We start from the raw sequence: 20544 nt of genomic DNA, 5'->3' as shown, positions 1-20544 counted from the left end.
TCTTCCAGAGGATATGGCGGGGATGCAGGCTCAGGCTCATCCCTTCTCCTTACCGGTCAGGAAGCCGCGCCAGCCGTTGAGCAGATGAATATTTGACGTCCCTTCCATGTATTCGAAGGCAAACGCATCACGGTATCTTTTCATGAGGCCCGGCTGGTTCACCCAATACTCCGTGGGCAGAAGGTGAGGAAGCCGATGGGCGACCCGCTCGACGAACGCCGTGGCCTGCCGTTTGATCTGGCTGGTCTGCCAGACGCGCGAGCGCTCTTGATGAAAGTGTTCGCCCACTTCCATCAGGCGGGCATACAGAGAGTGGTACTGCCGCCAGAGATCTTTCTCGTGAATATCTTCCCGGGCGAGCGCCTCCAGAAAACCGCGCGCGGTCCCTAGCGCCATGGCGGCGACGAGGGGGCGATGCTTTTCGAAGACCTGCGTTAACGCGTTGATGCCCTGTCGTAATGGACTGGCGGTCAATCCCAGGATCTGTTCAGGCTGAACGGGAAACGCGTCGAACGTGATCCGGGATAACCCTGCGCCGGCAAGGCCGTAGGCCGCGAGCGGTTCGACGGTAATCGCCTCCGGCGCTTGTTGAGGTTCCACCATGATCAGCTGCGTTCTGTCGCCGTGCCTCGCGAACACCAGACCGATGCTGGCAATCTGGGCACCGCCGATGAACATCTTGCTTCCCGTCAGCGTGAGTCCCTGTTCACCGCTCTCCAGGCGGGTCGTAATCGACGCGGCATCAGAGCCGACTTCCGGTTCGCTTACGGCGAAAAAGGTCCATGACGGCTGTGTCAGGAATCGGGAAAAAAAGTGCTCTTGCTGTGCGTCATCGCCCAGCAGCAGCACGGCCCGGCAGGCGAGAGAGGTGCCGGGCAGGGCCAGTAAACAGCTGGCGTCCGATCGCGAAATATACTCGACGACGCGTAAATAGGTGGGGAAGTGGCGCATATCAAACGGCAGGGAGGCGGCGTGGTCCCGCCAGGGATTGTATTTATCAGGCAAGCCGGTATGCGATAACGTTAATAACAGGTCATCCTTGATATGCAATACACCTTCCTGAACGTTATCTTCGATAATCAAACCCGCGGAATGAAATTTATCCAGGCTGTTATCCAAAATGTTCAGGTTATATTCATCCTTTCTCACTACTGTCCCTCTGCCGATCCATGGTGCCGCAATATATTCGTCAGGTTTCACGTTGCAGGGGCATTGGCTGACCAGATTCACCGATCTCAGCCAGCGCATCCGTGCTCTTGCCGCCGTCCTGCCACTCGAATGATTGAGCGTAGTTCTCTCCTGAATGCAGTCTATTCTTTGTCGATTGATTGAATTGATTCAGATTGCATTTGGACGCGTTAATTAAACGTCAGGAACATATTCCACAATGGCGGAGGCCGCCGTAATGCCTAAGCCAATACTGATTAATAAGACTTTATCGCCAGACTTTATTTGTTTGGTTGTGATCAGGTGCTGCAAATTGATAAAAGGATCCGCGCCGAAGCAGTGGCCGTACAGAGCGATGTTTTCCATGACGATTTTACCGGCGGGCAAAGACAGCGTTCTTTCAATGTGTTTCCAGGAAGCCAGGTTGACGTTATGGGGCGCAATGTACGCAATGTCATTCAGGCCCAGGTTGGCGTGTTTCAGGCTCTCGGTGATATGGCGGCACACAAAATCGGTGTAGCTATGCGGAAAATGCACCGGAAGGGCGTCCGTGAAGTGGCCGCTGTTGGTGCTTAATTGGCCATCGCGCGTCGTTGCCGTACCGATCAGGCGCAGCGGGCCGGGACGTCGCGACACCAACAGAACACAGGCGGCTTCGCCCATGATGGTGGTGTCGGCGATGAGCTGGACTTTGGGATGGAATGCCTTCTCCGCGATGATCACCAGGGCGTATTCATCGTCGCCAAGCCAGCTGGCAACCTGCTCCAGCGCCACGAGTCCGGTGGCGCAATGACTCATGGTGTATCCCGCATATTCGACGTGTTCACCCACCACCCGCCTGACCAGCGAGGGCAGAACCGGCGCGCCGAAGGGCGTGACGGAAGGGATGGTGTGGCAATGTACGCAGAGTTTGATGTTATCGGCGATGGCGGCGTGGCGTCGGACGATATTTTGCAGCGCAGGCTCGATAAGTCCGGTGAGGTCCTGGCTCTCGTCATGAGGAAACTGCCGCAGTCCGTAGAAGCGCTCGAACATTCTGGTTTCTATTCGCGTCAGCCCCAGCGCNCGCGCCGCTTCGTCCAGCGTCTGCATCTTCGGCGCGAAGACGATTTCCATGTCGTTAAGCGTCAAATGCATCAGGTCACCTCCCGCCCGACAGGGGATAAAAACGCGCCACCCTCTCCGCCAGCTCGGGGTGCTGGACCAGCCCCATATGTCCCGTATCGGCGGGGAGCCAGAGCGTGCTGCGAGGGTGCTTTGCCGCTAACTTTTTCGCTTCCTGTACCGCAATGACCCCGTCCTCTCTCCCGTGGCAGATCAGCAGCTTGTCGCCGGATGTGCGGGGTTTGGGGTCGAGCAACGTCAGGGGGAGACGCTGCGCGTCCAGGTAGGCGGCTGCCAGCGACTCGGCGGTAAAACCCTGCTCGCGGGTCTGCCTGAGATAGCGCTGAAACAGGGTAATCAGCGTGAGCGGCGCCGCCAGCGATATGCGGGCGCCAACGAGCAGCGCACCCTGCGCCCGCGCAACCTCGACCAGCAACGCGCCCGCGGAGTGGGCGACGATAAGGTCAAACGGGCCGAAGCGACGTTCAATGACGTTGAGCCACTGGAGCTGGGCGGCGTACCCAAACGGTGTCGCGCAGGCATCGCCGTGCCCCAGCAGGTCGGGGATGATGACGTGCCAGCCGGTGCCCGATAAGGCGGCCGCCAGCGGGGCGTAAAGCGAGGCATCGCCGCCCCAGCCGTGCAGGAGCAGTACCTTTGGCTCATATTCCATGCCGAGTTCGCGCCAGCAGCCCTGTCCATCGGCCATCGGCAGACGGGTGGACGCCGTCGTCCGTCGCCACGCGGTCTCCTGCCTGCGCAGCGGGCGGGGGCGAGGACGCTCGAAATCTGACAGCAGCGCCGCCAATTTCGCGGTTTTCATCGACATGTCCGCCCCATGATTTGTTCGACTTTCAGAGTGACGGGGGGATGTTCGCCCACGGCGTCCAGCAGGACGACNCCTGCCGCGGGCTGCGTCAGCCAGTCGGTCAGGCTCTGGCGATCCGCTTCGGGCTGCGCGGCGATATCCCAGCGCCATCCCCCGGCGTCGCGCGTCGCCGCCTCTGAGGTGAAATGCAGATACAGCACATGGGACAATGCCTGCTCCGGGCGGGGGGTGAAACGGGTAATGGCGTCCAACACCAGCCAGCAGCCGCCATACTCCTGCGCCATGGCGGCCGCCAGCTGCAGTTCTGACCATCCCGGCATCGGCTGATCCACCGACAGTCCAAGGACTTCACTGTAGTGGCCCGTCTGCCAGATAAAATTGGGCAGCAAGGCGGTTTTGCACTCTTTCGCCAGACCGGTGTGCAGGTACAGCAGCGAGTCCGTTTCGTGCTGTCTCTGGTCGCGGATGGTTTCGACGACCGTCGGGTGATGGGCGATGTGTATGTTTTCGCATGCGTAAGGGCAGGTCGCAATGCGCAGGGACTGGGACTCGATGTCCTCGGGGTGCAGCGCGTGCCAGCAACTTAGTCCCGCCAGATCGAAGTCGTTCGCCGTTCGCCACGAGACATTCAGGCGCACCAGACCAGCCTGGCCAATCCAGAATCGTGAAACGTCACGCATGAACCGGCTCGCTTTTAAATACGTGGCTGGCGTTCAGCAGGTGAATATTGCGTGTGCCTTCCGTGTATTCAAAACCGCTGATGTCGCGCCAGGCTTTGCAAAAGAACGGATCGCAAACCACCGCGGGGTCGCAGGCGTGGGTCAGCTCATTGACCAGTTGCTCCGCCAGCAGGGTGGTCTCCGCCTTGGCGAGGCCGATAAGCCGGCCAAGGCGCTCGCCGCGATCTATGCGCTCCGCGACGGTCAAAAGGCGATAAAGTCCGGCGGATAGTCGTCTGCGCATCGTCCGCAGGCGCGCGGCCTGAGCGCGCGGAAAATAGCCCGCGTCGACGACGTGATCCAACAGCGCCCGGGCGACACCCAGCGCAAGCGCGCCGACACAGGGTCGCAGATTATCGAACGTCGCGAGGGTGGCGGAAGAAAAGCGCTGCGCAGGGTTCAGGTGCGCGCCGACCAACGCCCCCTCCGGCAGAAACATGTCATCGAAGCGCAGGTGCGAGATATTACTGCCGGGAACCCCGTAAATGGGGAGACGGGTAGCGTCGAACCCATCGACCTTGCCCGGTTCAAACAGAAACATATTCAGCCCCAGAGGGCCTTCGGCCGTGCGGGCGAAGACAATGCCGATGTCGGCGATGAGGCCGTTGCCGATGAAATATTTTTCACCGCTGATACGCCATCCGCCGTCCACTTTCTTCGCCTGCGTCCGAATATCGCCCGCGTCCGATCCTCGACCCGGCTCGCTCATGGCAAAGCAGCTGCGGCTTAATTTGGTTTTGAAATGGGTGAAGAAGGTCTCCTGCTGGGCATCGCTGCCGATGGCCTCAATCACAAACCCCGCCATGCCGGGAGTCGGGCTGGCGAAGATCAGGTTGGGATCGATATATCCCAGCGCCTCGTAGAAATAACAGCGTTGAGAAACCGTCAATTCATACAAGACGCCGCCGTTTTCCAGAACCAGCGGCGTGGGATTCCACTTTTCGGGCAGCCCCAGACGATTGAGCTGCGGCGCCAACGCATAGTCATCGGTATGCCGGTAATGGCCGGCATCGGCCTCCAACCGTCGCCCGATGTCCCGGCCTGAATCGAACGTCGTCATCGCTAATACGCGAAGCGCATGATGTGTTGAACTGATTTCCATGACATTTCCTCTGTCTGTTCAGACGGCCTGCTCATCACCCTGAGACGCGACAGAATAGAGTGATTAATAACGTTTTTTTTTACCCGGCTTGCAATGAACGCGTGTGCTGATGCGCTTTGAGCGCGGCGGCGACGCGATGCAACAGCGCCTGGCGATCAATTTTTCCGTTTTGATTCAGGGGGAATTCGGAAATAAAGCGAATGCTCGTGGGGACCATGTAGTGGGGCAGATGATGGGATAAATGGACCCGAAGCTCATGCTCGCCGTTTTCGACGTGGGGATGGAGCTGGACGAATAAGAGGACGTCATCCAGTTTATGCGCCTGATAGACAGGCAGCGTCGTCGCCATGACCGTGTGGGCGAAACTGCACGCCACGGCATCGATTTCCTGCAAATCGACGCGGTTGCCATGCCACTTCACCTGCGAGTCGAGCCGCCCTTTGATAAACAGATGACCCCGCGCATCCTGCCAGCCCAGATCGCCGGTGCGATAGAACGGGACGCCGTGACGCGAGCCGAAAGCGACATGGTTGGGGTGAGACTCCGGCAGATAGCCCAGCCCGACCTGATCGCCGTAAATGACGACTTCTCCGATGTCGCCTTCCGGCAGCGCGTTGTGATGCCCATCCTCGATGGCGACGCGCAGCGTGCCGCAAGGTTGGCCCAGCGGGAGCAGGCCCGTCTCCTGCGCGGTGGTGCCATCTACCGGATGGAGATGAGTCAGACAGGTTGTCTCCGTCGGGCCGTAGGCATGTAAGATTTTGAGCGACGGAAAGCGGGCCAACAGGCGATCGATCAGGTTCGGAGAGACGTATTCGCCCCCGACCATGACGGTCCGAAAATGCGGCAACGTCTCTGCGTTAAAACGCGGATCTTTGCACATGATTTCCAGAAAACTCGGGGTAGAGAACCCGCTCGACAGACTGACGGTCGGCTCGGAGAGCATCATGTTGAGGTTCAGACGAGGCAGCGCGTTGTACTCATGCGGCAACATGATGAGCGGCCGACCCAAGGCAAAACCGGTGAAGAAATCCAGCAGCCCCATATCAAACGACAGCCGGGCATGATTGAGATGCCCTTCCTCCTCCGCGCCCGCCTCTCGCAGCACGCGATGATACCAGCCAAAAAACGCGCCGAAATTATCGCAACCGATCTGCACGCCTTTGGGCTGCCCGGTGCTGCCGGAAGTGGAGAGCACATAAAAGAGCGGATTGACGCATGAAGGCGCAGTGTAGCCGCCGACAAAGTCGCCGTCCGGCAGGGCGGGCAGCCACAGGCTGGGGAATGACTCCTGGTCTATCGGCGCGGTTTCCGGCCGTTCTCGCCCGTCGAGAATCAGCTCGGCGGCGTAAAGGGCGGCTATACGCGCCATCCGCAGCGGCGGGTTGACGCTGTCGACGACGGTAAAGGGAATGCCGGACCAGGCGCAGGCGAGCAACGCCGCCGCCGTGTCGCGCTCTTTATGACCGTAGATGAGCGCGCTTTTGGGTTGGATACGCGCCAACTCGCCGCAGATAGCGCCGACCCGCGAGGCTATATCGTCATATCGCCAGCTTCCCTGCGCATTGACGATGGCTATCCCGCGGTTACTGAGAAGCTGCTGACCGATCATCCGCATCATGGACGTAAACATAGTATTTCCCTTTTGACTGAGTCGCGGCACTGACCGCATGTCGATCCAGCTTGCTGTTGAAATTCAGACAAGGTTCACTGATGGCGTACCAGCGCCTGGGGATCATCCAGGGCGGCATGCGCGTCGCCATCGCGTTTCCCAGCCGCGCAAAGTCCGCGTCGTCGCCTTCTTCACTGAGCACAAACGCGCAGATCCCCTGCAGATAGCCGTGTCGGCTCCAGGTATCGACGAACGCTTCGCGCACGCCGGGCAAGGTCAGGAGCACCTGTTCAATGTCGTTGAGGTCGATGCGATAGCCTTGCAGTTTGATCTCGCGGTCGCTTCGGCCCTGAAAATAGACAACGTCGTCCCTGATGACGCCCCGATCGCCGGTCCGGTAGGCTTTTTCGCCCCGGTCATTCAGGAAAAAGCGGGCCTGCAGTTCCGGCGTCGCGTTCAGGTAACCCGAGCCCACCGCATGGCCGCTGATGATCAGCTCCCCGGTAGCGGCTCCGGGCGGCGACAGCGTTATGCGGGTTCCGGGGCGAGCGCCGCCGAGCGGCAGCGGCCATTCATCCTCGACATGGCGGGGATGGATATCGATGGCGGTCACGGCGACGGTGCATTCGGTCGGACCATAGGTATTGGTGATGCGCGCGCCGGGAAAGCGTTGCCACAGGGCGTTGACCAGCGTTTTCGTTAACACCTCGCCGCAGAAAATAAAGTGTCTGAGCATCGGGAGCGCGTCGGCATTGAACTGCCGGTCGTTGAGATAACAACGCGTGAGACTCGGGGTCGAGACCCAACAGGTCGTTCCCGCCTCCGCGTGGCGTTGGATCGCCAGGCGAGTATTGAATAAATGCTGGTGGTCGAGGACGACCAGCGGTTTCAAAAACAGCCAGGAGAGCCACAGCTCGTAGAGCGACACGTCGAAGCAGTAGCGGATATTGCCGCTGACCGCGCCGTCCAGCGGGAACTCGCGGCGTAACCAGTAGGTCAAGTCGGCGACATTGGCATAGCTCACGCCGATGCCTTTGGGATGTCCCGTCGTGCCCGATGAAAACAGGATGTACATATTCTGGTCCGCGTCGACCGTGTGGGCGACGCGGGAAAGGTCCGGCGGCGCTGTCAGATAGCCTGCGTCGCGCACCGTGAGCTGCCGACACGTCGCGGGATTGGCTCGTTGAGTGGTATTGAGCAGGAGAGACGCCTGCGCGCTGTGCTGGATCTGCTGGATCCGCGCGTCGCTGTTGTCGGCCTCTGTCGGGATAAACGTTCTGCCCGCCAGAATGCAGGCCCACATCGCCGTCAGATAGCCGAAGTTCTTGTGACCATAGATGAGGACGGGGGCGTCCCCCTGCGCGCGCAGAGTGACGGCCAGCCGCATCGCGCTGCGGTAGAGCGCATCGAACGTCATACGACGTTCGCCCAGCATGGCTGCCGGCAGCTTGCAGCCGTTGAACCGGGCGAAGATCGCCAGCAGGGCCGATTGACCTTCCATCAGGCCGATGCCGCAGAAGAGACGCGGGTGGCGATGTAGTCCGCAATGGAGCCGATGGACTCAAAATGTTGGATATCCAGCGTCGCGGGATCCAAGTGCAGCGTATCAATCGCGTCTTCCAGATACATGATCAGCTCGATGTACAGTCCGCTGTCGAAGCCCAGATCGCGCTCTATCTGCGTGTCCCGGTGCAGCTCTGAGGTGTCGTCTATCTCCATCACCAGCGCGATCGCGGCGATGACCTGAGATTCATAGTTCGGCATGTTTCTCTCCTGAAAGATCGGCCGCGGGGAATGGGGTCTGGCTGAGCGCGCATAACCGCAGGCGATCGATTTTGTGGTTGCCGTTTTTGGGCAAGGCGTCGCAAAAAAGGAAGCGATGAGGGATCAGGTAATGCTCCATTCTGGCTTTACACCAGTCGCGCAGCGCGCGTGGTTCTATCGCCTGAGCGGTTTCAATCCACGCGACGATTTCGTCACCGTAAACGGCATGCGGGACGCCGACGACGGCCACCTGAGTGACGTGCGGATGGGTGGACATGATGCCCTCGACCTCTCGCGGGGCGACCTTCTCGCCGCAGGCGTTCAACATGTCGTCCATCCGGCTGATGAAATAGACAAAGCCCTCCTCGTCAAGGCGACAGCGGTCTCCCGTATACAACACGGTCTCGCCGGGGAATCGCCCCGGCCGTAGCTTTTCGGCCGTTTTTTGCGGGTTGTTCCAGTAGCCTCGCATCACGGTTTCGCCGCGAATCACCAGCTCACCGGTCGCGTTGCGGCGGTGCGCCGCCCCGGCGTCATCCACCACCCACAGTTCCGTCCCCGGGATCGCCTTACCCACGCTCAGCGTTCTGGCGCCGAGTTCACGTGGGTCCAGCCAGGTGCAGCGATGGCACTCGGTCAGACCGTACATGGAAAAGAGCCGCGCCTGCGGAAATGCCGTCGTCAGCGTGGCGATATCGTTCGCGTGTAGCGCCGCCGACGTGCTGGTCACCGTTTTGACCGAGGCGAAGTCGAAACGCCGCCCCAATCGCGCTATCAGGCTGACCATCGTCGGCACCAGCGGAAAGACGGTCGCGCCTTGTTGGACTAAACGGTTGAGCGCGAACAGCGGTCGGCTGAAGTTTTTTTCGATGATGACCGTCGCGCCGGTCAGTGCCGCCATCGTGATTTGATGCAGGCCATAGTCGAAGCTGAGCGGCAAGGCGCAGTAAATGCGATCGCGCGCGTCCAGCTGCAAATAGTGAGCGACGGACTGCGACGCGGCGACCATGTTGCGCTGGGTGAGCATGACGCCCTTGGGATGCCCCGTGGAGCCGGAGGTGTAAATGAGGCTGGCCAGATCGAGGCTTAACGGCGGCGGCAGCGTGCAGGGGTACGCGGCGCGGGCAATCTCCGCGAACGCGGCGTCCTCCGCGACCAGCCGCTGTGGGCGCCCTTTCATCAGGGGAGCCGCGCGGAGGGCTTCTTCCTCACGCTCCGCATCGACGATCATCAGGCTGGCCGCGCAGTCATCGGCGATCCACGCCAGTTTTTCCGCTTTGGTTTCGGGATGGAGCGGCACATAGACGGCGCCGCAGCGCTGCGTCGCCCAAAAGCAGGCGACAAGATCGATGCTGTTGCTCATCAGCACGATCACCCGATCGCCGTGGGAAAGCGCGTGATGCTGCATCCAGCCCGCGATCTGTTCCGCCCGCTGATGTAATGCGGCGAAGGTTATGGCGGCGCGTTCGTCGATAAGCGCCACGTTGTCTGGATCCTGCTGACGGCGATCGTCCAGATACTGAATAAGAGCCTGAATATTCATCTCGGTGATCGATCCTCTTTACGATGAAATACCCGTGCGCCAAAGCTGCCGGCGACGCCTGCCGCCACCGCCAGAAAGTAGCCCGAGCGAGGGACGGACGGGGAGAAACAGCATTCGTGCAGGTTGATAAAACCGTCGCCGCAAAAACAGTGGCCCAGTCGGTAGAGGTGGGTGCGGAAAACCCGAGAGCGCGGCACATTCAGCTGGTCGGCAATGCGATCGAAGGTGATCGGGCTCATGTGATAGGGCAGGATGGCGTCCAGCCGATCGGCGCCGATCCCGGCGTCGGCCAGCGCCCGATGGATCGCGCGCATCATCGTCGGCATAAAATCATGGTCGTAACGATTTTCGAGCGATGGACTGCTTTGATAAGTTCGGCTGCCGATGCCGCCGATCATCGCCTGCCCGACGCCTTGCACCGTACAGCCCGGCTGCGTGTCATCATCCGTCAACAGGAGTGCGGTACAGCCCTCGCCGAAGATCCCGTTTTGATTGGCATACTGCACGGTCTGATGGAAACNCTTCTCTCCCGTCAACAGGACCGCATACTGCGGGCTGTCCTCCGCCTCGCCCGGTAACAAGTTCGTCAGCAGCGAAAGCGCGTTAAACGACGAGGCGCAGGAGTTTTGCGTCGCGGACAGCACTTCCGTCTGTGCGGGCAGGAGAGTGGCCGCCATTTTTCTCAGACCGTCGGCGTCAAAGGGAAACGTGGCGTTCAGCGAGTGCGCATAGGCCAGATAGCGTATCCGACCGCGCTTGTCGGGATGCCGGGAGAGCAGCTTTTCAAGACAGCCTTTCAACAGCTGCGGCAACGTCTCCTCGGGGAACAGACAGGCCGACTCCAGCTTTAGAAAGCGGGAGAATATCTTGTGGTTGCGCTCACCCCACTGATAACGCGCCTGTAGCGCGTTCAAGGGCGTGAGATCCGGGTTGATGACGGTGGCGACGTCGATGATGTTCATGCCGTTTCCCTCCGGGCCAGATAAATCATGGGGGGCGTTTCGCCATCGGCGATGGAGAGCAGCGCCGTCGGCCCATCGGGACTTGCTTGCAGGTACTCCGCCAAGGCATAAAACGGGGCCGCGCTCAGTCGCGACGGGTCGGGCGCGAGGGTTGAGATCACCGCCTCCGGCGGAAATCCGGGCGGCGGCGTGCCAATCACCACGACCGGTTCCTGTGGGGCGTTGGCCGGGGCCGCGCGCCGTGGCTTATCTGTGTTCTCCCACGCATAGGGCGATAGCGCGACTCGTCCCTCGCCGGGTTGTCGGTCGAGCCACAGCGCCGCGCCGCTGGCCCTGACGCTTTCCTGACTGAAGCAGGCGGTGGGGTGGAGCAGCAGCGGTTGATCGAGGCTCACAAGCAGGGCTTTCCCCTGGTGGGGCGGAAGGTAGCGGTCGATGAGCGACAGCGCCTGAAACGGCGCGGTTAACCCGCAATCGCTGACGGCAAAGGCGTAGGCGTGGCGGGCTTCGATGCGATGCAGAATAGCGTTGGTGACCGAACCGCCCATCACACAGTCAGGGGTCCAGTGGGCGACGACGACGACATCGACCGTTCTCAAGTCGTGGTACGTCGCCAACTGCGCGATCAAGTGCGACGCTATTTGCTCAAAGCTCACTCTGACCGGAACCTGCAGCCAGGCCTGCGCTTCCGTCATTGCGCCATGCGCTTTTCCGTTCGAGGCGTAGAAGCCTTTCAGCCAGTCGGTCACGATGTCAGGCGCGTCGGCAACCGCATCGCGCCTAAGGTGAACGCGATCGGCATGAAAACACTGAATGCCGTGTCGATCGAAATACAAAGGCATGGCTACGCTCGCTGCTTCGCGCGTATCGGGGGCAGCGCGACGGGTTCGGCCCGCTGCTGGCGCAGCAGATGAGCCATGTCGTCAGGCCGCCGGATCATGACGGCACGATCGCCATCGACCAGCACTTCGGCCGGGTAGCCAAAACTCAGAAAATAGACGGGAGAGGCGGTGGGGCCGTACGCGCCCGAATTGAACAGACCGATAAGATCCCCCGCCTGCAGCGCGGGCAGCAGCACATGCTCGCCGATGATGTCGGTGGGCGTGCACAAAGGCCCGGTCAGATCATAATGCAGCTGCGGTGCGCCCGGTGATTCCGCCCCGAGCCGCTCCATGCGAAAGTTCCTTCGGATGACCGCGCCCAAACCGGCGGCGGCGCCGTGGCAGTTCGAGCCGCCGTCGCAGATGGCAAAGTGTTTGCCCCGCGACGCTTTGACGTAGCGGACCCGGGTCAGAAACACGCCGCTGCGGGCGACGATGAATCGGCCTAATTCCATGATCAGCCGAGCGTGTGGATGACGTTGCTGAAACTGCCTGATGGGGTCCTGCAACAATCGGCCCAGTAAGGCGAGGTCCAGCGGCGTCTCTTTGTCGTGATAGGCGATCCCAAGCCCGCCGCCGATATCGACAAACTCCAGTTCATTGCCGGTTGCCTGCTGGAATTGTTCGGCGGTGCGCAGGATGTTGAGGGTGTTGTCGGCGATCGCTTCCGCGTCCAGAATTCGCGTGCCCAAATAGATATGAATGCCGCAAAAATGCAGGTGAGAGTAGGCGTCTCGCTGCGCTATCAGGCTCAGTGCCTGCGACTCATCCATACCGAACTGCCGCGGTTTGCCCGTCATGACGAGACGCGCTTTAGCGGGAACGAAGTCCGGGTTGATGCGCAGTGCAAAACGCGGGCGCTTGCCCTGTTCAGCGGCAATCCGATTGAGCATCGCCAGTTCATCCGCGGACTCCACGACCACCGCGTGGATGCCGAGTTCGACGCTCCGCCAGAGCTCCGCATGCGACTTTGCCGGACCCACGAAGATAATATCGTCGGGTTGAACGCCCGCCATCAGGGCGGTTTCGAGTTCAGGAAGCGAGCACACTTCACAGCCCACCTGCTGTTGGTGGATCAGGCTCACTAATGACAGGTTGGGGTTCGCTTTGAGCGAATAGAACACATGAAGCTCGGGCGGTAGGGCGGCTTTGAGTTGTCGCAGATCGTCTTTTAGTTGGCTGGCGCTATAAATATAACAGGGCGTGCCGACGGCATCAGCGAGGTTATTATATTCGACCCCTTCAATATTAATTTTAGTTATGTATTTGCTGTCGTATTTACAGTGGCGCATGCTGAATGCTCTCTGCCAGGTAATGGCTTAATGCATTAATATTTAAAAAGTTACCGAAAAACTCATTATCCATTCGTTCAAAAAGATCGATATTCTTTCCCGTGATTTTCTCGATGCGGTCATTCAGTCCAGCAATAAGCTCGACTAATTTTACGGAGTCTAAAACGCCGGAAAAACCATATAATTCCCTGCCTGATAGGACCAGGTTAATTCGGTGCTCGTCCAAACCCAGGCTCTCTAGCTCACTGGTTATGATGGTTATTAATTCATTAATGATGTCAGCCATCGCCTCTCCCTGATGAATAAAAACACCCTATATTTTAATATGGCTATTTAGGCGGAAGACTACGCCGTCATTTTTGTGTGAATTTGACTGAAATTGTCATTGAATGAAAGTGAATTAACTTATTTGCAGGCAATTTCAGTCAAGATTCCGCTATAAAAGATGATACTTTCGCCATCACTAATCTAATAGTTTTGCCCGCGAAGGTGACTATTTTTGCAGAGCGGTTTATCGGGTGGAATTAAACAAGGATGAGGATAGATGACGCTCTACATAAAGGATATTCAATGTAGCGATATGCGTTATCAGCAATGCTGCAATCTGAATGAACTTAGCGATTCACATCTACTTAAAGATAGGGATATCAACGTCTTCAGGCGAATTTTTTCACTCGAAGGCGTGGTGATGAATAGGCTTTGTCATAAGCAAATGCATTTAGAAACGATGGCCGCATTATTGGAAAAGTATCCGAAACTGCGTCGTGGCAGCGGAATGATTATTTATACCAAAACGCAAACGCATAATACCTTTTTCGATGATAACTGGCTGGGTAAAATTGCCGTTGAATGCGGTCTTTCCCACTGGCGGTATTTTACGCTCAGCATGAATCATTGTGCGTCAGGCCTGAGCGCCGTTAATTTGGCTTGTCACATGCACGAAAATGGTTATCACTTTCCTGTTATTATTTTGAGCGGAGAAAAAAGCTTCAGCGCTTCGTTTAATCGTATGCCGGTGGGATTGCTGGGCGAAATATCGACAGCCTGCTTATTAAGTTCGGAAGAAGGCGTTTGGGAAATTAGAGATACAAAAATAGAACATATTCATCGCTTCTATAAAAACCAGGACGAGATGACGCAACAGGAACGGAGTGAATTACGCACTCTGTTTTTTGAGGAATTAGATCGGTTTTTAGCGCGTTTTTCCGACGCGAATAAGGAGCCTGATAGCGTTATTCCTTATAACCTGAATATTCCTTTGTTAAAAAGAGTGGCGCAAGCGCGGGGGTGGACGTCGATTATTGACCTTTCTCAGATCTCTCGCATGGGTCATCTGTGGTGCTCAGATATATTTCACCATCTCTCTATCAAAAAAAATGAACCTTCCCATCAAACGGTGATGGCATTTTCCGCCGGAATGGGAATCACTTTATCCGCTATTAGTCTCGTCAAATCTCATTAAGGTCATATAAATGGAAACTTTAAGCGTTATTAAGCAAGCTCTTCAGGACGTTCTCGAAACGCCATCGCTGGAGGTGACGGAAACGACGCGTTTTGAAGAAGATCTGGATTTGGATTCCGTTAACTTCGTCCAATTTCTGTTGACGCTCGAGGACAGCATCGAGGGGCTGATGTTCGACCCCGATCACATCAGTCAGCACTCTTTTTCCAGCGTGGGTTCGCTGGTCGAGTGGCTTGACGCCTGGCAAGGCGCGCAGTCGGTATGATGGCGTTAAGCGTAGAAAAACTCGCCCAGGCCGCGTCCTATGGCCGTCTCCTTGACCCGGTTGATGCATTGTGCCGCTTCACCGAGCTGGTGACGGGAACGCCCGGGGGATTGGCCTGTCACGGGATAGGGCTGCTGCCCGGAGACGCGTCTTCATGTCTCTACCACCCCGATGGTTCGGCGATACCGCTCGACGGCTGCACGCAGCTGCCCGCCGATCGCGTTTTGTCGTTTATGCATCTCCGCAAGGTCGCCGTCACGGGGTCACGCCCTGCGCCTCACTGGCTTTCTCTGATGACCGCCGCGCTGCGGCTGGGCGTGGTCGCCCGAATGCTGGATATCTCCTATGCGCATTTGAATCAACGCACCAGCTTTGGTCAGAAAACGACGCGGCATCCGCTGATCAAGGCCAGCTTCGCCAGTATCTACGGGGAGATCACCCAGCTACAGGGGCAGCTGAGCGTACGTTTGGAGCAGGCGGACTTTGAAGATCTGGAGCAAGAGCATCTCGCGATCACCCAGCTCAGCGGGCAGGCTGAAAAATTGATGGGGGGACACGGTTACCTGCTCGGCAACACCCATACCCTCAGTCATTTTTCCATGATGGTGTACTGCGTGTTCGGCAAAACCGGCTCGGCGCACCCGGCGCTCAATCAGGTGAATGAAGCATGGCAAAGCCTTCGCTAATCAGCGCTGCGGCTTATGCGCCCGGCGGAGCGATCCGGGAGATCCTCACGTTGGCGTGGCCGATGATCCTGACGGCGCTGGTGGTCTCGCTGTCGCAGAACGGGCCGATGTGGCTCCTGGGTACGCAGAGCGGGGGGCAACGGGCGCTGTATACGTTGTCCATGCTCCAGCCTTTCTACTTCATCTTCATTGCGTTGTTAGAAGGGCTGACGATCACGAACCAGATTTTCAGCGCTCGCTCGGTATCGAACTGGGCGCCCGGCCGGGTGCTGCACAGCAGCGCGATTTTCTCGGTCGTCGGCGGCCTGCTGCTTGTCGTGCTGGCGCTGGGGAGCCGCTTAGGCGACGCCGGGTTGCAGGTGATTTACCCGAACGATGAGCCGGCGCTATTCTCCCATTTTCTTCCCGCTTATCTGCTTTCGGTGATCCCTCTGTTGGTGCTGGAGCTGTGTAACGCCGGCCTGAGAGGACAGGGGAAAACCGCCGTCAGTATGCTGTGTGTCTGTCTCTTTATCGTCATCAATCTGACCGTCTGTTTTATCAGCCTGCATTATTACCAAAACGGCTTCATGGCGGTCATCTACGCCAACCTGATTGCTGCCCTTGCCGTATTACCGTTTTCGGCGTTGTGGTTGTTTAACACGGTCACGGGAAAAGCGGACCCGCAGCCGCACGCGTTCTTGCCCAGACTGCTGGCGATGACTGCCGACGCCGGCGTGCCCATTTTCCTGACCATGCTGTTCGCATTTGCCAGCTCCGCCGTGCTGTTTCCGCTGCTCAGTCAGCTTGGCGCGGCCTACGCCAGCGGGTTCCTCATCGTGGTGAAGCTGCGCGCCTTTTTTATTATTCCTGCCGTGGCGCTGGGTTCAGCCATCGCGATTGGGATCAATCAGCGGCTATCCACCGACTCTTCGCAGCAGCTCAATCGGCTGCTGAGGCAGGGACTGGGGGGCATCGCGCTGGTATATATCGGTCTGACGGCGGCGGCGTATCTCGCTCAAACCGGCATGGTGAATATGATGTCCGTTGACAGCGAGGTGCGCGTGAGCGCCCATGCGATCATGCGCTGGCTGCTGCCGACGTTTTTCATCACCTCGCTGATTGCCAGTATCCAGACGATGCTCGAACAGCTCGGCAGGGGAAAGCGGGTGCTGCTGATCACGTTCATCATGGAAAGCCTGATGGTGGCTATCGTGCTGTATCTGGCGACGCAACCTGGGGCGCTGGTGGGGTTGATGAAGAGTATCTTGATTTTTAATATCTTGTATTTATTGGTTTTTGCGTATGAATACGGGATGTTGTGCCGCAGGATAGGTCAGCAACATGCTCTATGATTTATTTCTACCGGCGCTGAAAATAACGGCGAAGTTGCACCGTCGTTATCATGTTTTTCTGGTCCGCCGGAAGCGGCGGCCCGCGCTGCTGCTCAAAAATCCGATCGTTCCTGAAAACCACTACGCGCCGACCTGCCGCCGACTACGCTGGCTGGACTTGCAGCTGCTGCGCTGGCTATCGCCCGGCAAAGCGGCCGCTTACGCCCTGGACTTGTTCGAGCATCCACACCGGATGCCCTGCAAGAAAACCGATGCGCGGTGGCTGAGTTCGCTGCGACGGGAGGTGGTGATTTGCGCCGGGCGGCGCGTCGTGGTGTACGGTTCCGGGGCGTCTTCTCCGGCCCGACGAGTCTTACTGATCCACGGTTGGGAAGCGAGGGCCGTCATGTTGCGACCGCTTATTGAGTCGCTTACGCAGGCAGGATATGAAGTGATTGCCCCGGATTTGCCCGCTCACGGGGAGTCCGAGGGGGAGTGTTGTTCTTTCAGCGATCTGGTGGAAGTCATCCGTCTGCTGGGCGAGCGATACGGCGTTTTTTGCGCGGCGTTGGGCCATTCGTTTGGCGGTACGGCGTTGCTGCATGCCGCCACGCAGCGGTTGCACTGTCGACGGCTTGTCATCCTCAGTAGCCCAGAGTCTCTGCCCTGTGTGTTTGACGCTTACATCGCCTTTCATCGGGTGCCGACGGCGCTTACCGAGCGGATAAAAAGGGTGTATCTCGAACGCTACGACCATCATCCGGACACGATTTCCTATGCAAGCTGGCCGCAGATCGCCGTTCCTACGCTGGTGTGCCATGACCAGGATGACCGCAATATCGCGTTGACGCAGGCTTTTCATTTGCTGAGCGCGACAGCGGCAGGTCAACTCTATATGACTCAGGGCCGCGGACATCGCGGGATTGTCCGTGATCGGCAGTTGATTCAACGTGTGACCGAGTTTATTCAGACTTCGTGAGCGCATCAGAAAAAAGCGCTGAGCGTTTTGACCTGCGACGCAGGCGGCGGTGAAGGCTTTATCGTGACTTCGCCAGCCCTATCGACGGTGGCGTATTGAGAGCGGCGTCACTTGCCGCGTTTACTCCGTCGGGAATTTGATGGTGACCTTACAGCCTGTTCGATCTTCCCGGTTTGTCAGGCTGAAATAACCGCCGTGGGATTCGACAATCTGGCGCGAGAGCATCAGCCCAATGCCGCTCCCATTCTTCTTCACGCTATAAAACGGCACGAAAATATTTTCCGTGTTGCCGATGCCACAGCCTTCATCAAGGATCTTGAGGCAGAACTCGTTGTCCGTGACTCTCCAGCTCAGATAGATGGCGCCTTCGGGAGAGGACATCGCTTCATCGGCATTCTTCAGGATGTTGATCAGCATCTGTTCTATCTGAACGGCATCGATATTGACCACCACATCTTCACTGGACACGATGTGCGTTTTTCGGTGTTCGAATAAGGTGAGGATTTTTCTGATGAGTGAATCGATGTTGTGCGGCGCTTTCTGGGGGAGGGGGAGCGATGTGAGTTTCCGATAGCTGTCCACAAAACTTTTCAGGTTTAAGGCCCGCTCATTAATGATATCCAGGCCATCGCGTAAATCCTGATTCTCCTCCTTGCCATCGTCAGGCACGGCCGACAATAACATCTGGCTCAGCGAGGCGATGGGCGTCAGCGTATTGTTGATTTCATGGCTCATGACGCGCAGCAGGTTTCGCCATGCGCGGTACTCTTCCTCGCGAAGAAGCTGGCTCACATCGGTGATGAACAAAAGCTGCTGCTTTTTTCCATCTTCGAAATACTTTTCCAGGATGATTTTGTAGCGGCCTCGATGCTTCGGAAACTGGTACTCGACGACGCTATTGGCCGGCAGTTCGAAGAGCGAGCGGAATGACAGGTCGTTCAGCGCGAGGCCCTTGAGCGCTTTTGCCGGCTGGCCGAGCAAGGAGACGGCGGTTTCGTTCACGAACGCGATTTCCTGCTCGCTGTTCAGCGCCACGATGGCGACGTCGATATTGTTGAGCACCTTCCGTACCAGGTACTGCTGCTGTTTGACGTGCAGACGCTGTTTTTGCATTGAGGAGGCGAGCCCGTTGATCATATCAATCAGGCCATTGAGCTCACTGTCGGTTTTCTGGCGCTTTCCCCTCAGGCTGAAGTCGTTATGCGTGATGGCTTCGATCAAATTGGTCAGCGTCGTCAGCTGAAAATTCAGCACCTGCCGGGTCATCAGCGAACAGTAGCCGATGAGCGTCAGACAAATCAGCGCCACCAAGGCGATCAGGTATCCGGAGTAGTCGTTCCAAATCATCAGCACAATGAGCGCCAGCGACGAGGGAAGCGAGGCGATGATCAGCAGCCGTTGCTGTAATGACTCCAGTGAGTGCCGGAACATAGAATTCAGCCAGTTCTTTTCAGACGACGATAAAAGGCGCTGCGGCTCAGCCCTAAGGATTCAGCCGCTTCGGAAGCATTGCCGTTGTATACCGCGAGGCGTTTTTGCAGCGTCTCCTGCTCAATATCCTCCAGCGTCAGCAAGTCGCCCTGCTGAGCGCCCGGCGTTTCAGCCTGCGCGCTTTCCCCCGTTTTTTGCGGCTCGCTCTCCGGGTCGACAGGCAGCGCCAGCCGGAGGAGATGCGGGTCCAGCACATGATTGTTGCTGAGTAACACCGTGCGCTCCAGCGTGTGATTAAGCTCGCGAATATTGCCCGGCCAGGGATAGTTTTGCAGCGTCTGCATCGCCTCGTCAGTGATACTGAAAGTGGGTTTGCGATAGCGCTCCGTCAGGGTTTTTAACTCACGTTTAACCAGCTCGGGGATATCCTCTTTCCGTTCACGCAGCGCGGGAATGCGCACTTCGAACGTGTTCAGACGATAGTAGAGATCTTTGCGGAACTCGCCGGCCTCGATCATCGTCGCAAGATCGGCGTTGGTCGCCGAGATCACGCGGACATCGGCCGACTGGGTTTTACTTGCGCCGACTTTCTCGAACTGGCGCTCTTCCAGCATCCGCAGCAGCTTCGCCTGCTGGTTGATCGGCACATTGCCGACTTCATCGAGGAACAGGGTGCCGCCGTCCGCCAGTTCGAAGCGGCCGATACGCTGCGTTTTGGCATCGGTAAACGCGCCTTTGACGTGGCCGAACATTTCGCTTTCGAACAGGCTGTCAGGAATACAGCCCATGTTGACGGAGACAAAGCTGGCGTCGCTGCGGGTAGAGTGCTGATGAATGTAGTTGGCCAGCATGCTTTTGCCCGTTCCATTTTCACCGGTGAGCAGGATGCTGGCATTGCTCGGGATGACCTGCTGCAAAATCGCCATCACCTGCTTCATCGCCGGGGACTGCGCCACCAGTTCATCTTGTAAACAGGGATGGAGCTGCTGTTGCAGCAGGACGTTTTGCTGTTGCAAGGAGCGCTGCTTTTTGAGGACTTCCACCAGTTGCAGCTGCACGTTCAGCGCCTGAATCAAACGCTCGTTGTCCCAGGGCTTTTGAATGAAATCGGCGGCCCCTTTCTTCATCGCTTCCACGGCGATCTCGATCGACCCCCAGCCGGTCATGACGATAATCGGCAAATCGGGCTCAAGCCGTTTGATGTCCGCGATTAGCTCAAGGCCTTCGTTGCCCGAGGTGGTATCACGCTGATAGTTAAGGTCAAGTAACGCGATATCGGGCTTACCTTCCCGGACTTGCATGAGCGCCTCATCCGTCTGGGTGGCGGTGATGACATCGAACTGATGTAGCTTCAGCATCAGTTTCAACGTCTTGATGATGCTGATGTCATCATCCGCCACCAGTACCTTGTAACTCGACTTCATGAGGCCCTC

18 protein-coding genes are annotated in these 20544 nt (G+C 58.0%); 5 read left to right on the top strand and 13 right to left on the bottom strand.

Translation table 11 applies throughout. The features are described 5' to 3' along the window. Positions 1-36: 36 nt before the first annotated feature. The 11 genes from SB13_RS15595 to SB13_RS15535 form a co-directional block, all read right to left on the bottom strand. Complete coding sequence (locus SB13_RS15595) at positions 37-1248, bottom strand: acyl-CoA dehydrogenase family protein (protein ID WP_051616236.1); 1212 nt, start codon at positions 1246-1248, stop codon at positions 37-39. Between the two features lie 114 nt (positions 1249-1362). Next, the gene (locus tag SB13_RS18230) at positions 1363-1830 is read right to left on the bottom strand and encodes a 3-oxoacyl-[acyl-carrier-protein] synthase III C-terminal domain-containing protein (protein WP_463605561.1); all 468 of its coding nucleotides are present in this window, start codon (positions 1828-1830) and stop codon (positions 1363-1365) included. A 478-nt stretch (positions 1831-2308) separates the two neighbouring features. After that, a complete protein-coding gene (locus tag SB13_RS15585) occupies positions 2309-3100 on the bottom strand; it encodes an alpha/beta fold hydrolase (protein ID WP_160168642.1) in 792 nt (263 codons plus the stop codon). A 672-nt stretch (positions 3101-3772) separates the two neighbouring features. Beyond that, positions 3773-4921, bottom strand: coding sequence for an acyl-CoA dehydrogenase family protein (locus SB13_RS15575; protein ID WP_051616237.1), 1149 nt, complete (start codon positions 4919-4921; stop codon positions 3773-3775). Positions 4922-5000: 79 nt separating this feature from the next. Continuing rightward, positions 5001-6554, bottom strand: coding sequence for an AMP-binding protein (locus tag SB13_RS15570; protein ID WP_026741233.1), 1554 nt, complete (start codon positions 6552-6554; stop codon positions 5001-5003). Then, a complete protein-coding gene (locus SB13_RS15565; RefSeq protein WP_026741244.1) occupies positions 6508-8034 on the bottom strand; it encodes an AMP-binding protein in 1527 nt (508 codons plus the stop codon). The genes SB13_RS15570 and SB13_RS15565 overlap by 47 nt, the downstream gene beginning before the upstream one ends. Beyond that, complete coding sequence (locus tag SB13_RS15560) at positions 8034-8297, bottom strand: acyl carrier protein (RefSeq protein ID WP_026741232.1); 264 nt, start codon at positions 8295-8297, stop codon at positions 8034-8036. The genes SB13_RS15565 and SB13_RS15560 overlap by 1 nt, the downstream gene beginning before the upstream one ends. Beyond that, complete coding sequence (locus SB13_RS15555; protein WP_027063610.1) at positions 8284-9840, bottom strand: class I adenylate-forming enzyme family protein; 1557 nt, start codon at positions 9838-9840, stop codon at positions 8284-8286. Before SB13_RS15555 ends, SB13_RS15560 begins: the two co-directional genes overlap by 14 nt. A gap of 958 nt (positions 9841-10798) precedes the next feature. Continuing rightward, the gene (locus tag SB13_RS15545) at positions 10799-11644 is read right to left on the bottom strand and encodes a hypothetical protein (protein ID WP_026741230.1); all 846 of its coding nucleotides are present in this window, start codon (positions 11642-11644) and stop codon (positions 10799-10801) included. Positions 11645-11646: 2 nt separating this feature from the next. Beyond that, the gene (gene lysA / locus SB13_RS15540; protein WP_026741229.1) at positions 11647-12975 is read right to left on the bottom strand and encodes a diaminopimelate decarboxylase; all 1329 of its coding nucleotides are present in this window, start codon (positions 12973-12975) and stop codon (positions 11647-11649) included. After that, a complete protein-coding gene (locus SB13_RS15535; RefSeq protein WP_036149939.1) occupies positions 12962-13261 on the bottom strand; it encodes a hypothetical protein in 300 nt (99 codons plus the stop codon). The genes lysA and SB13_RS15535 overlap by 14 nt, the downstream gene beginning before the upstream one ends. A 258-nt stretch (positions 13262-13519) precedes the next feature. Here SB13_RS15535 and SB13_RS15530 point away from each other — a divergent pair, with 258 nt between their 5' ends. The 5 genes from SB13_RS15530 to SB13_RS15510 are packed head-to-tail and all read left to right on the top strand — an operon-like array spanning position 13520 to position 17680. After that, on the top strand, positions 13520-14437 hold the full coding sequence (locus tag SB13_RS15530) for a beta-ketoacyl-[acyl-carrier-protein] synthase family protein (protein WP_152545764.1): 918 nt from the start codon (positions 13520-13522) through the stop codon (positions 14435-14437). A gap of 10 nt (positions 14438-14447) precedes the next feature. After that, positions 14448-14702: an acyl carrier protein gene (locus SB13_RS15525; protein WP_026741227.1), complete on the top strand. Its 255-nt coding sequence runs from the start codon at positions 14448-14450 to the stop codon at positions 14700-14702. Beyond that, entirely contained in the window at positions 14699-15388 is a 690-nt protein-coding gene (locus tag SB13_RS15520) for an acyl-CoA dehydrogenase family protein (protein WP_051616239.1), read from the top strand. The genes SB13_RS15525 and SB13_RS15520 overlap by 4 nt, the downstream gene beginning before the upstream one ends. Then, on the top strand, positions 15370-16722 hold the full coding sequence (locus SB13_RS15515; protein WP_027063613.1) for an MATE family efflux transporter: 1353 nt from the start codon (positions 15370-15372) through the stop codon (positions 16720-16722). Before SB13_RS15520 ends, SB13_RS15515 begins: the two co-directional genes overlap by 19 nt. Next, positions 16712-17680, top strand: coding sequence for an alpha/beta hydrolase (locus SB13_RS15510; protein ID WP_026741225.1), 969 nt, complete (start codon positions 16712-16714; stop codon positions 17678-17680). Before SB13_RS15515 ends, SB13_RS15510 begins: the two co-directional genes overlap by 11 nt. A gap of 120 nt (positions 17681-17800) precedes the next feature. On the opposite strand, the gene SB13_RS15505 is transcribed toward SB13_RS15510, so the two are convergent. Both SB13_RS15505 and SB13_RS15500 read right to left on the bottom strand, forming a co-directional pair. Then, positions 17801-19111, bottom strand: a complete 1311-nt coding sequence (locus tag SB13_RS15505; protein WP_051616241.1) for a sensor histidine kinase — start codon at positions 19109-19111, stop codon at positions 17801-17803. A gap of 5 nt (positions 19112-19116) precedes the next feature. Further along, positions 19117-20535 (bottom strand): sigma-54-dependent transcriptional regulator, encoded by a 1419-nt coding sequence (locus tag SB13_RS15500; protein WP_026741223.1) that lies wholly within the window; start codon positions 20533-20535, stop codon positions 19117-19119. Positions 20536-20544 lie beyond the last annotated feature (9 nt).

Source organism: Lonsdalea quercina subsp. quercina, from assembly GCF_000688695.1.
GTDB classification, from domain to species: Bacteria; Pseudomonadota; Gammaproteobacteria; order Enterobacterales; family Enterobacteriaceae; genus Lonsdalea; species Lonsdalea quercina_D.
Note: the sequence above shows the minus strand (reverse complement) of the source record. Positions and strands in the feature narration are given on the sequence as shown.

Excerpts from the sequence above, each read along its gene's own strand:
- SB13_RS15595 (WP_051616236.1), bottom strand. The coding sequence starts at position 1,248 with ATGCGCTGGCTGAGATCGGTGAATCTGGTCAGCCAATGCCCCTGCAAC.
- SB13_RS18230 (WP_463605561.1), bottom strand. The coding sequence starts at position 1,830 with ATGGGCGAAGCCGCCTGTGTTCTGTTGGTGTCGCGACGTCCCGGCCCG.
- SB13_RS15585 (WP_160168642.1), bottom strand. The coding sequence starts at position 3,100 with ATGTCGATGAAAACCGCGAAATTGGCGGCGCTGCTGTCAGATTTCGAG.
- SB13_RS15575 (WP_051616237.1), bottom strand. The coding sequence starts at position 4,921 with ATGGAAATCAGTTCAACACATCATGCGCTTCGCGTATTAGCGATGACG.
- SB13_RS15570 (WP_026741233.1), bottom strand. The coding sequence starts at position 6,554 with ATGTTTACGTCCATGATGCGGATGATCGGTCAGCAGCTTCTCAGTAAC.
- SB13_RS15565 (WP_026741244.1), bottom strand. The coding sequence starts at position 8,034 with ATGGAAGGTCAATCGGCCCTGCTGGCGATCTTCGCCCGGTTCAACGGC.
- SB13_RS15560 (WP_026741232.1), bottom strand. The coding sequence starts at position 8,297 with ATGCCGAACTATGAATCTCAGGTCATCGCCGCGATCGCGCTGGTGATG.
- SB13_RS15555 (WP_027063610.1), bottom strand. The coding sequence starts at position 9,840 with ATGAATATTCAGGCTCTTATTCAGTATCTGGACGATCGCCGTCAGCAG.
- SB13_RS15545 (WP_026741230.1), bottom strand. The coding sequence starts at position 11,644 with ATGCCTTTGTATTTCGATCGACACGGCATTCAGTGTTTTCATGCCGAT.
- lysA (WP_026741229.1), bottom strand. The coding sequence starts at position 12,975 with ATGCGCCACTGTAAATACGACAGCAAATACATAACTAAAATTAATATT.
- SB13_RS15535 (WP_036149939.1), bottom strand. The coding sequence starts at position 13,261 with ATGGCTGACATCATTAATGAATTAATAACCATCATAACCAGTGAGCTA.
- SB13_RS15530 (WP_152545764.1), top strand. The coding sequence starts at position 13,520 with ATGACGCTCTACATAAAGGATATTCAATGTAGCGATATGCGTTATCAG.
- SB13_RS15525 (WP_026741227.1), top strand. The coding sequence starts at position 14,448 with ATGGAAACTTTAAGCGTTATTAAGCAAGCTCTTCAGGACGTTCTCGAA.
- SB13_RS15520 (WP_051616239.1), top strand. The coding sequence starts at position 14,699 with ATGATGGCGTTAAGCGTAGAAAAACTCGCCCAGGCCGCGTCCTATGGC.
- SB13_RS15515 (WP_027063613.1), top strand. The coding sequence starts at position 15,370 with ATGGCAAAGCCTTCGCTAATCAGCGCTGCGGCTTATGCGCCCGGCGGA.
- SB13_RS15510 (WP_026741225.1), top strand. The coding sequence starts at position 16,712 with ATGCTCTATGATTTATTTCTACCGGCGCTGAAAATAACGGCGAAGTTG.
- SB13_RS15505 (WP_051616241.1), bottom strand. The coding sequence starts at position 19,111 with ATGTTCCGGCACTCACTGGAGTCATTACAGCAACGGCTGCTGATCATC.
- SB13_RS15500 (WP_026741223.1), bottom strand. The coding sequence starts at position 20,535 with ATGAAGTCGAGTTACAAGGTACTGGTGGCGGATGATGACATCAGCATC.